6 protein-coding genes are annotated in these 11,616 nt (G+C 41.3%); all 6 read right to left on the reverse strand.

The features are described 5' to 3' along the window. Positions 1–842, reverse strand: an 842-nt coding sequence (locus tag ACKPEB_RS10080; RefSeq protein WP_408964750.1) for a DUF1156 domain-containing protein, incomplete at its 3' end; no start/stop codon positions are given. Positions 843–982: 140 nt separating this feature from the next. Then, complete coding sequence (locus tag ACKPEB_RS10085; RefSeq protein WP_254171830.1) at positions 983–1,288, reverse strand: HigA family addiction module antitoxin; 306 nt, start codon at positions 1,286–1,288, stop codon at positions 983–985. Beyond that, on the reverse strand, positions 1,281–1,574 hold the full coding sequence (locus tag ACKPEB_RS10090; protein ID WP_408964751.1) for a type II toxin-antitoxin system RelE/ParE family toxin: 294 nt from the start codon (positions 1,572–1,574) through the stop codon (positions 1,281–1,283). The genes ACKPEB_RS10085 and ACKPEB_RS10090 overlap by 8 nt, the downstream gene beginning before the upstream one ends. Before the next feature lie 67 nt (positions 1,575–1,641). Continuing rightward, entirely contained in the window at positions 1,642–5,082 is a 3,441-nt protein-coding gene (locus tag ACKPEB_RS10095) for a helicase-related protein (RefSeq protein WP_408964752.1), read from the reverse strand. Positions 5,083–5,405: 323 nt separating this feature from the next. Further along, positions 5,406–9,392 carry a transporter substrate-binding protein gene (locus ACKPEB_RS10100; protein WP_408964753.1) on the reverse strand — a complete coding sequence of 1,329 codons (3,987 nt, stop codon included), beginning with the start codon at positions 9,390–9,392 and terminating at the stop codon, positions 5,406–5,408. Positions 9,393–9,614: 222 nt separating this feature from the next. Next, positions 9,615–11,447 carry an N-acetylmuramoyl-L-alanine amidase gene (locus ACKPEB_RS10105; protein WP_408964754.1) on the reverse strand — a complete coding sequence of 611 codons (1,833 nt, stop codon included), beginning with the start codon at positions 11,445–11,447 and terminating at the stop codon, positions 9,615–9,617. Positions 11,448–11,616 lie beyond the last annotated feature (169 nt).

Consider the following 11,616-nt stretch of genomic DNA (forward strand, 5'->3'; position numbering starts at 1 on the left):
GTAGATTCAACAACTTTAAACTCTACTGTCTTCGTTTCATAATTCGGAATAACCTGCAAAGCTACATACTTTTTACTTTTTTTACATAACCAAGTTTGTCGGACTAAAGGAACCGTCGCCCCACAACTAGGGTTCGGACATTTAACCGTTCTAGTCCATAAATAAGCAACCGGAGTAGAGACGTGCCATGGCGCGTCTCTACACTGTTGGGGTTGAGATTGAGTAAATAAATTTAACTGTTCACCTTCTGGAACTAAAACCTCTCCCACCCGAATTTCTGGATATAAATCCCCGATTTCATCCCTCACCTTTTCAATCACCCAATTGCCCCATTTTTCCACCTCATCCGCCAATTTATTCCCATATTTTTGCGGATAAACTAACGTACACAATTCAATAATATGAGCAACTGGGTTTAAATCAACTGCATAGGTTTCACACCCTAACCGTAACGCCTCTAACGGAATTGCTCCACCCCCCGCAAACATATCTAAAACCTTCGGTGGTGGGACTTCATCTAAGGGAGTATTTTCCGGTAAATTTAATCTAATTTTTTGCGCTTCTAAAATTTGTTTTCTAGCTTTTTCTAAGGTCGGAGTTCCCGTTTCCCATTTACATAAATCAATCATAAATTGTTTCAAAGCCGTGCGTTTTTGGTGGGTTTCGGGCGCCGCCACTAACGAAGCAAAAACCGCAGCCCTCGCCGCCACTAATGGCCGTCTCGCCCACCATAAATGCAGCGTTGAAATATGACCCTTTCTAATGGATTTTTCTCTAGCAGATTCAGCAGATATTTCTCGAATGGGGATAAAATCTTCAATTAAACGGCGTTCTGGGTTCATGGGAATTAGGAATTAAAAAGTTAGGTAAGACTGACAGATGGGGGCCGATAAACCGGGTTTTTTAGAAAATATGTGGGTCACAACGAAGTATTTTCGGAAAAACCCGGTTTCTTTGGGTCGTTAGGAAATCTAAAAAAGTTTTAACCTGGGGATAAAATAATGGGTGGTGTTTTTATTTTAGGTTGATTTAAAGTCAAATCATATTGGATTTGTAAATTCATCCAAAACTCAGGAGAGGTTTGGAATGCTTGAGCGAATAACCAAGCCGTTTCCGGTGTTATCCCTCGTTTTCCTTTAACAATTTCATTAATTCGTTGTACCGGAACCCCCAAATGTTCTGCTAAAGCCACTTGAGTTAAACTTAAAGGAATTAAAAATTCCTCCGATAAAATTTCCCCAGGATGAGTTGGAATTCTATTTCGAGGTAACATAGATAATTTAATCATGGTAATCAACAATTTTTACAGCCAAAACATTGCCATTTTGCCATTGAAAAATAATCCGCCATTGCTCATTAATTCGGATACTATAAAAGCCTTTTAAATCGCCTTTTAAAGCTTCTAAACGATTGCCCGGTGGCGAACGTAAATCCTCCAATTGATAAGCCGCATTCAACATATCCAGTTTTCGCACCGCTACTTTAATTAAATCTGCCAGAAATTTCCGAGTTTCTCGATTAGAAATCCCTTGAAATAAATCCTCAGTTCGTTTATCGCCAAAGCTTTGAATCAAAGGTGAATGAACAATAGGTTTTCGTTATTAGTTTAACGGATTCTCACCAAACCCGGTAAAGCATTTTTCACTCTATCAGCGCATTTCGTTGTAAGGCTTCCCCCTCCACTAAATAACGAGTCACCTGCTGAATTTCCTTCGCATCCCTCGCTAAAACCTGAGTTGGGTTAGGAATTCTCAGTAACTCTGGGTTAGACGTATGACATCCCCAAACCACATATAACCAATAAGAATCCCCCAACTGTAAAGCTTTGCGCCATTCATTGGCCGTTAATGACACTCCTTGCCCGAATTGTGCCCGTCCCTTCACTTCAATGCGTCGCACCGGAGGCGGTTGCAAATTGTCAGGACTCGGCCCAATACTGCGAATATCAAAACCACTGCCATCGTGATAATGACTGATATCCTCTGGTTGCCATCCCTGCTGGCGTTCATAGTCCATCACGAACTGTATAGCAAAAGCTTCCACCTCTGGGTCATTTCGCATCATCGGCGTTAAGGTTTCCTGGGGAGTGGGATACACCAGCGCCGTTCCCAAGTACATCACCCGTCCGGGTCGGACAATTTGCAGATAATCCAGTTCGGTTTGTTTGGTTTTATACCGTTCTTGCAGGGTGCGAACTTTGTTTTGGGCGCTATCCCGTGCCACCCGATAAGTTTCATCCCCCTGGGCTACTTTAGCCGCTAATCTCATTTGAGTGAGTTGAGCTTCCCGAAGAGCCATGTCCATCGACTTTTTGAGATAATCTTGCCGAATTTGTAACTCTCGTTGCCGTTGGCTGCGAGATTCCTCCATTAAAGCTCGTTGAACTTTCACTTTTAACACACTTTCCAGTTTTTGCTGTTCTATTGGCGTCAGGGGGTGCAGAATGTTCTCGGACTCTGGAACAAACCCCAGGGGAGTTGGGGATAAATCATGCAAACTATCCGCCGCGATTAAACTCAGTTCACCCGATAATTGTTCAGCTAATGCAGTGAGTCGGGCGTTGAGAATTTGCGGTTCTCCGTGACTGGTTTGTCCTTCAATTTGTACCTTAAAAAAGTGAATTCGATAGGGGGTATCTGTATCAGTATCGGTAAAAATAGCCGTTTGTTGTCCCACTTTTTCTTTCAGTTGTCGGTCTAAGCGTTCTGCTATAGCTGCAAATAGGCAATGTCCAGGGGAGAGAAATTCTGCATCTTGATGATGAGTTGTTTCTAAATGTTGTTTGTAAAACGTCAATTTTGCATAATTTTTATCCGGCGTTCCTAACCGTCTGACAGCTTCTAACTGTTCGGAGCGAAATTCTTCTTTAACATAAGGAATTCGCCATAAACCATCGGCTCTGACTTCTAAATTGACCCGCAAATAATGACAAGCTTTCTGGAAAAATTCTTCCACATAATAAGGCATTAACCGTTGTTCTTCTGAATGATAATCCTGGGTTTTTGTTGTGCAGATTTGACTTAAATCGACATGGGATGTGGCTAAGGCTAATCCCGTCGCTTGTTCTAAGGCTTGTAAGCGTTCAGTCGCAATATGGTCAATGGTTTCTATGGCTTTATTTTCGTTCGTTTGGGAGTAAGTCGCTTCTCGAACTAAATCCTCAAAGCGAATTTCATTGACTTGTAACAGTTGACCTATCACATCAAAAACCCTATCCCCCATCGCATTTTTAATTTCTTCTAATTTGGTTAATAATTTATTTAAAACCCGTCCTTCTACTGTTTTAATTGAAACCAAGTTAAAAATATAAACTTCATGTTCCTGTCCAATGCGGTGAATTCGTCCCATGCGTTGTTCTAAACGGTTAGGGTTCCAGGGAATGTCATAATTAATCATTAACCGACAAAATTGTAGGTTAATTCCTTCTCCAGCCGCTTCGGTAGCAAGACAAATTTGTTGATTAGACCGAAAATCTTTTTGGGCTTCTTTTCGTTGGATAACATTCATCCCCCCATGAATTTCACAGGTACTATAACCCCAAGCATTCAGATTTTTTTTCAGATATTCTAAGGTGTCTCGATGTTCGGTAAAAATTAACAGTTTTCCCCGTCCATCTTTTAACTCGCTAAATTCACTGCGTTTTAAACAGTTTTCTAATTCATTGAGTTTACATTCTTTCCCTTGTGCTATTGTTTCTTGGGCTAATTTAACCAAGCGTTTGAGTTCCCGTAATTCTTCTCGTAATTGTTCTAATTGTTCCGCTAAGGTTAATTCAACGGCAAAATCTTCTAAATCTTCTTCAGAACAATCATCAGATTCTACTTCACTATCAACAGGTTTTCCTAAGTTAATTAACCGTTGGCGTTGGTCTTGGGGCGGAAGTTGTTCTAATTCTTCTAATAAATCTGAAAACCGTTGTTGTCGTTTTTTTAAGGAATTGAGAATGGCGTTTAAACTACTCGCTAACCGTCGTTGTAATACCGTTCGCGCTAAAGCAACGGCGGCTTGTTTCCGTCCTGGGGTTTTCCCTAAATAGCGGTTAATATATTGGGTGACTTGGTGATACAGAGATTCTTCAGCCGGAGATAGGGAAAAGGAAACGGTAATAGCATGGCGTTGTTTAAACAATTTTTTTCCATTAAAATCTCGCAGTTCTTCTTTAATTCGTCGTAAAAACCAAGGACTATTTTCTAATCGAAGTAAATCGGGATTAATAGTATTAGAAATAAATTGTTCCGGGTCTAATAAGCGTAAAAAGTTATGAAATTGATTGACATCTCCTTGGTGGGGTGTAGCCGTTAGCAAAATAATTCTTTCTGTGATTTTGGAGAGTTCTTCTGCTAATTTATAGCGTCCAGTGCGCCGCAGTTCATCTCCTTGGGTTCGAGCAGAACATTTATGGGCTTCATCAATAATTACTAAATCCCAATCAACTTGTAACAGCCCCAGAATCACATCTTCTCGTTTCGCAAAATCAATCGAAGCAATACATTGACGAAACCGCTCCCAAGGGTTGCCAGCTAGTTGATTTTTTGCCAAAGTTGAGGTGATTACTTCATAGGTTTCAGCAAATTTGTTTTTAAGTTCATCCTGCCATTGAGTCGTTAACGGCGCTGGAGTCAAAATTAAAACTCGTTCAATTACACCCCGTAATTTTAATTCTTTAATTAATAACCCGGTCATAATGGTTTTACCAGCCCCAGGGTCATCTGCTAACAGAAACCGTAATCTAACTTGGGGGAGAATGCGTTCATAAACCGCTTCTAATTGGTGGGGAAGGGGTCGAACTCCACTTAAGCTAACCGCAAAGTGGGGGTCATAGGCAAAAGCTGTTTTAATACGGGTTGATTCAATAAATAGAAAAAAAGCATTACCATCAACGGTTTGAGTAGAAACGCTTTGGGGTTGACTTAGCAGGGTTTCAATTTCTGCAACGCTGAGGATGGCTTCTCGCAGTTCTCCACTCGCGGTACGGACTTGTAAAAGCACAGCATCTTCGATTAAATCAGCCGCTTCAATGGTGACAACCCCAGTAAATTGTGTCGGGATTAAAATCCGTTGACCAAGAATTGTATCAATCATCTATTTATAGATAGGTTTAGAACCCTAATTAACAAAGTTTTGCTTTTAGCTACAATTTGTTAATTGTGGATTTAGGATTTTTTTAAACTCAACCCAAGATAATTGATAGCGGGAATCAGAATATTTTTAACAGTAGCAAAATTCATCCGCTAAGATGGCGGAAATAATCAAGCTTTACGAGTGAGGTAGCAGAGACTCAATTGTTAATATAAGCGGTTTTTGGCGATTCAGCAATAGTAAATTTACGGAAAATTTAGATTAATCTCACTTTTTATACATCCGTAAGTTCAACTCAAACTCAAACCGCCTCAACCTCTGAAACCCTAGCGACGCTGGGTTAACCAATAAGTTAGCATTTCTCCTCGACCTTTGACCTCAATTAAACCCCGTTCTTCAAAGTGGTATTTACCATTTAACAGATTTTTAGTAGCTGCGGTGACTTGAATTTTACCTTTTTCTCCTTGAGATTCCATGCGAGAAGCAATATTAACCGCATCTCCCCATAAATCATAAATAAATTTTTTCGTACCAATGACTCCCGCCACAACAGGGCCAGTATTGATGCCAATTCTTAAGTTAAAAGATTGACTCATTTCTCGTTGAAATCGTTGAATTTCTGCCTGCATATCCAGTGCCATTTCTGCCATTGCTTCGGCATGGTCAGAACGAGGCTTCGGTAAACCGCCAGCTACCATATAAGAATCCCCAATGGTTTTAATTTTTTCTAAATGATGTTTCTCTGCTAATTCATCAAACGCGGAAAAAATTTCATTGAGAATATCCACTAATTCTGAAGGCGAAATTCTCGAAGAAAATCCAGTAAAATCAACAATATCCGCAAACATAATCGTGGCTTGTTCAAACCGTTCTGCAATAGAATGGGGATTTTGTTTGAGTTGTTCGGCAATCGATTGAGGTAGAATATTTAATAACAACCGTTCGGATTTTTCTCGTTCTGCTTTTAACGCTTCTAAAACCCGGCGTCGTTCTGTTGTATTTCGAGCCACCCAAATCACACAATTATCCGGCATCGGAGAAACCGTAGCCGCAAACCAAACTTCATCTCCTGTATTAAAATCAGAGGAATTCGAGGCATGATGTCCGGGTTCTGATTCGGTAGCATTTAAACTATATTCAATATTTAAGGTTTGCTTTGTAGTTAATACTTTTTGAATTTGCTCATAAAATAAACGGGCATGACTAGGAGGAAAAACTTCAAAGACACTTTTTCCTAAACGTTCTGCTGTGGGACTATATAATACTTCTGAATTAGTAGTGACAATCTTTTTATATCGTCCTTGGTCATCAAATACTGTAATGACATCGGTCATGGCGGCAAATAACGCTCGTAATTCCGCTTCTGATTCTCGTAATGCGTTTTCAATGCGTTGGCGTTCGGCAATTTCTCGAACTAATTGATGGTTCGCTTCTCGTAACGCGGCGGTGCGTTCTTCTACACGAGTTTCTAACTCTTCCATCGCCCGTTGTAGGGCTTCCTCGGCTTGTTTTCGTTCGTTAATATCTTCAACTGTTCCTTCATAATACAGTAAGTTTCCGGCTTCATCACGCACCGCAAAGGCATTTTCTGAAATCCAAGTTAACCGTCCATCTAAGCGATAAATTTGAGATTCAAATCCTACAATTTCTCCCTGTTCTTCCAACAGTTGAAGAAACTGTTGACGGCGTTGAGGTTCAACATACAATTGCTCTTGAATCTTGGTTAAATTTTCGATTAATTCTTCAGGAGAATGATAGCCATAAATCCGAGCTAATGCCGGATTTGCACTTAAATAAAATCCTTCAGGAGTCGTTTGAAAAATCCCTTCAACCGCATTCTCAAAAATACTCCGATAGTTGGCTTCAGCTTGTTTTAACGCTTCTTCTGCTTGTTTGCGTTCGGTCATATCAATTCCTACAAAAAAAGCCGCTTGATTATTGTTATATTTATGAGCCACTATCAGATAATTCCGAGGTTGACCTTGAATCATTGCCATGACTTCTTGATCAACATCTCGTTCGGGACTATTAAAAAAGTTTTGAACTAAGATATTAAACTCGAAACTAGCTTTTAAAAAACCAATATGTTGATTCACAAAATCTTCTGGTTTTAAGTCAAATGTTGAAGCTAAATAACGATTAACGCCTAAATACCTCAAATCTGAACTAATCCAAGAAACCATACCCGGAATGACGTCTAAGACAGCTTCTAATTGGTCTTGGGTTAATCGTAAAGCTTCTTCAGCTTGTTTTCGATCCGTAATATCAATTCCTACCACAAAAGCTGCTTGATTATTATTATATTTTTGAGCTACAATTAAGTAATATCGCCATTTTTTTTTAACTTTAGTTCGGACTTCGCGGTAAGCATCAATATGAGGACTATTAAATAAATCTTCTACAAATTCTTGGAATTCAAAACTGCCTCCTAAAAATCCAATGTGTTGACCGATAAATGCTTCCCTTGGTAAGTTGAAAATCTCGGCTAACCGATGATTAACTTCAATATATTGTAAATCAGAATTAATCCAAGAAACTGTACCCGGAACCGCTTCTAATACCGTTTGTAATTGATCTTTTGCTGTTATTAAAGATTCTTCAGCTTGTTTTCGATCCGTAATATCAATTCCTACTACAAAAGCCGCTTGATTATTATTATATTTCTGAGCCACCATTAAATAATATCGCCATTCCCCTTGTATGAAGGTTCTAACTTCTCGACAAGCATCAATTTCAGGACTATTAAATAAATCTTGTACAAAGTCTTGGAATTCAGAACTGGCTCCTAAAAATCCAATATGTTGACCGATAAATGCTTCTTTCGGGAGTTTTAACATATTGGCTAATCGATCATTAACTTCAATATAACGTAAATCTGAACTAATCCACGAAACATTACCAGGAACCGCATCTAATACCGTTTGCAGTTGATCTCTAGCGACACGCAGCGCTTTTTCCGCTTGTTGATGCTGCACAATTTCTTGGACTAAATTATCATTCGATTCTTTTAAAGCTGCCGTGCGTTCTTCTACTTTTATTTCTAACTCCTCATTGGCTTTTTTTAAGGCTAATTCAAACTTTTTTCGCCTTTCAATTTCCTGCTGTAATTGAGCCTTTGTTGCTTCTAATTCGATAGATTTTTGTTCTAACTGTTCCGCACGTTCTATGCCTTGACTGACTTCAGCCAATAACTCAAAAACAATATCGGAAGCATTAAAATTAGATTCATTAAACCCCAACCAAGGTAACGGTTTAATTGGCTGTTCAGTGGTGTATAAAATATCAAATTTTCCGTTCGGTAAAACTTGACCAATTCGACACACTTTCGCTACGTGATGATTGGTTTCTAAATGAACTAATCCACCCGGAGCCAGAAAACGTTGTCCGTAGGCAGCAATGCGAATGCGTTCGACATCAAAAGATTCGGCTAATTCAACCGCTTGTTTCCATAAATGAATTTGAGTATAAGCCGTCGCCATGGCATCATTTGTGACCCGTTCTTCTCCATAATGGCGTTTAAAAGCTTCCACAAATTGATGATTTTCCGGGGTATTTAAACTTTGAAAATAATTAAAACAGCTGAAATGACCAATGGCAGCTTCTTGAAGGAGTTGTACTTCCGACTCAGAAAGGGAAGTCGCTAAAATAGGCAGTTCAGAGGCTTTAATTCCACTTTCATAAAATTGGCGATAAAATACTAAATTGCGATCGCCTCTTAAGGTATTAAAAATAATATCTGGTTGTGATTGCCGAATCCGAGTAATAATGGGTTCAAAATCTCGTGTTGAAGAGGGAACATAAGCTTCACCAACCACCTGTATATTGTAATGTTTAAGGTGGACTTTTATTAATTTATTTAAGGTATGGGAAAAGACTTGATCCCAACCCAATAAATAACAGCGAATTTTTGGATTTTGGGCTAACCAACAGATCGTAGATTCGACTTGTTGATTAGCACAAAATCCGGTATAGAAGATTTGGGTACAATTTTCTAATCCTTCGTAGGGTGCGGGATACCATAATTGAGCATTAAACGCTTGCAGCAAAGGCTTAACCGCGTGACGACTGGCTGAAGTCCAACATCCAAATAAAGTGCTGATTCCATCTTGTTGAATCAGTTTTTTCGCTTTGCGCTCAAAGGTGAAACAGTCTGAGGCTCCATCCTCAATGATCGGCTCAATGATGTGTCCTAAAACGCCACCTTGAGCATTGATATCAGCAATGGTCATTAATTCGGCTTCTAGCAAAGGCTTTTCCCGATAAGCCATTGCTCCAGTGAGAGAATGCAGTAACCCGACTCGTACACCTGGCATAGTTGATTAACGGCTGGTAGAACTAAACTTTCGACTTCAGGTAAAATCGCCGCACCCCTAAATTGTTTACCTGGGATGTCAATCCTCAATAGACGGTTCGATCATAGTAATCTAAGCGTTGAGTCGCTTTAAGGTCTAATCTAATCATCTCCTGATCTTAATAGCAAATCCTGATGACGTTGGTAGCCCCCCGTCAACGATCAACCCTCAACCGTGATTCTGTTAATATCGGTTATCGCGTAAATATTGGAGAATTCCTTGAGCGATCGCTTCGGCCATCCGACTGCGTTGAGCCGGATCACCTAACATATAGGCATCATAATTATTCGTCACAAACCCGGTTTCGACTAACACCGAAGGCATGGAAGTATTTCGCAGCACATAAAAACGCGCTTGTTTGACACCACGATTTGGCAGGTTGGAAAAACTGCTCATAATACTATTTTGAATATATTGAGCGAGACGACCGCCACTACTGTAGTAAAAGGTTTCAATCCCACTGGCGGCTGCATTCGTTGCGGCATTGGCGTGAATACTGACAAACAACGTGGCATTCATGCGATTAGCCGTATCCACACGGGGTTCTAACTCAACGGTGCGATCATCCAAACGAGTCATCACCGCTTGCACTCCATTTTGTTGCAAAATCTGGGCAACTTGTTGAGAAATCGATAACACAACATCTTTTTCCCGCACTCCTCCCACACCGACTGCACCAGCATCACTTCCGCCATGTCCAGGGTCAACAATCACCACGACCCGACTATTGGGGAGGGGATTGTTAGAGGGTGGTGTCACCGTTCGAGGAGGAAACGGTAACGGATTCGTATTCGTTCGTGGTGGTAGGGGTCTAGGGTTGGGAGTGGGAACTGTTGCCACGGGGGTACGTCCTCTAGGCGGAACTCCTAACCCTTCTCCGACAAAAGGTAAAGCCAGTTGTTTCGGACTACTTTGGGTAATTTGTCCGACTTCAATTCGGGTCGCGGGTTTAATTAATAACGTAAAAGTTTCCGGGTCTTCCTGTCGTACCCTTGTCCAAATAATCGGACTTCCCACCTGTCGTTGGGGTAAAGACACTCCCTCGGCTAAACTCGCAGAGAAAAATGTAATACTATAGGCCTGAGTTTCAGCATCCCAACCACTGGAATAGTTCAACGGTTGATCCGCTTGAATTTGCAGTTGTTGATTGCGAAGTTCAACAGAGCGGATGGTTGCAAACCCCGCCGAGAGTTGAACAGCCGGAGGTGTCCCCCCTTGGGGCCAAATCGCTACCCCTCCGGCTGATGATCTCGCTTGCCAATTTTGATTTCGCTTGGGGGTGCTCAGGGTGACTCGAACCACTGGCGGGTTACTCGAAAGTTGAGTCACTTGTGTCACCGTTACCCCATCTCGATTCACCTGTTTTCCACTCGTCGTGGAGCGAGTCGCTAAGCTGGCGCCGAGGATGTCTAACGTCATCCAACTGCGATCTTGACTTTGTTTAAATTCAATATCCGGCATTTTGCCTGTGGTGTGTAGCACAACGCCATTATCTCGAACTTCAACTTGAGTTAAGTTGGTTTGAGCTTGATTCGGAATCGAACGATTAACCGTTGGTTGCGGTGTGGGTCGAGGTACCGGGGTTGTGGCGACCGGATTCGGGTTCGGTGTCCCAATCGGTTGAGGCGATGGCAATTCCACTGTCCACTGGCTGGGAGAAACTCCCCTAAATTTGACCCGTTGAGGATCGAGGGTATAACCGTTGGCTAATTCGACAACAATTCGGGCGGTTTGGTCATCCACCTGACCGACTCGGATTTCTCGAATCGCTCCCCCAATCGCTTGTTGACGGGTGACACCGCCTAAGCTGGTTCCGGGTAAATCAATGACTAAGCGGGTGGGGTTTGACAACAGTTGAGCTTTGGGTTGTACCCCACTATCGGTGCTAAAAGTTAGGCGGTTTTGATCCGCTTCAAATTGCCAAGATTGCAACCTTGCAGCTTCAGCCGCAGAGGTCAGGATCAAAAAGCTCGTTAAACTGGGTAGCAACCAACGCAAAAATAAAGTTTTTCCCATTCGTGACACGCTAAAAACCTGAATTAAAAATTGTAAGGTTAACGGTTTAACACTCCCACAGTCACACCTAATCGGGATTGTCTTCAATGTTGTCGGTCGTTGACTCTACAAGCGAGAAGCTCGAATCCTCACACCGTTAGAAAAACGGCAATTTGTCCTACAGGGACGT

This window comes from Planktothrix sp., assembly GCF_046067725.1.
Lineage (GTDB): Bacteria > Cyanobacteriota > Cyanobacteriia > Cyanobacteriales > Microcoleaceae > Planktothrix.

Excerpts from the sequence above, each read along its gene's own strand:
- ACKPEB_RS10085 (WP_254171830.1), bottom strand. The coding sequence starts at position 1,288 with ATGATTAAATTATCTATGTTACCTCGAAATAGAATTCCAACTCATCCT.
- ACKPEB_RS10095 (WP_408964752.1), bottom strand. The coding sequence starts at position 5,082 with ATGATTGATACAATTCTTGGTCAACGGATTTTAATCCCGACACAATTT.
- ACKPEB_RS10100 (WP_408964753.1), bottom strand. The coding sequence starts at position 9,392 with ATGCCAGGTGTACGAGTCGGGTTACTGCATTCTCTCACTGGAGCAATG.
- ACKPEB_RS10105 (WP_408964754.1), bottom strand. The coding sequence starts at position 11,447 with ATGGGAAAAACTTTATTTTTGCGTTGGTTGCTACCCAGTTTAACGAGC.